The sequence below is a fragment of the Hallella faecis genome (genome assembly GCF_018789675.1).
Lineage (GTDB): Bacteria > Bacteroidota > Bacteroidia > Bacteroidales > Bacteroidaceae > Prevotella > Prevotella faecis.
The window spans coordinates 1-247 of sequence record NZ_JAHKBE010000196.1; the positions used below are offsets into that span (position 1 = coordinate 1).

Genomic DNA, 247 nt, shown 5'->3' on the forward strand with positions numbered 1-247 from the left:
CTTCACGGTTAACCATGTCACGGTCGATAAGGTTATAGAGACGGGAGTAGAGCGTGCTTTTCACTGAACTTGCTGACGCGAATTTCGAATGCTGATGCAAAAAGGCCTGCCATTCCGGCAATAAATCGGCGCGGCGCGACATTTCTCGGCCAGCCAGCAGCTCAAGCAGTTGCAGAATGCCTTCCTGATCGTCCAGTGAACGCAGCGTTTTTTCGTCATCTTGCAGGAATTTTTGCCCGCGCGAGGT

Annotated in this window: 1 protein-coding gene; it reads right to left on the minus strand. The window is 52.2% G+C overall.

Annotated features, from left to right (window positions below):
* A partial coding sequence (locus tag KM934_RS13095) for a hypothetical protein (protein ID WP_215761072.1) occupies positions 1 to 247 on the minus strand: 247 nt, incomplete at both ends.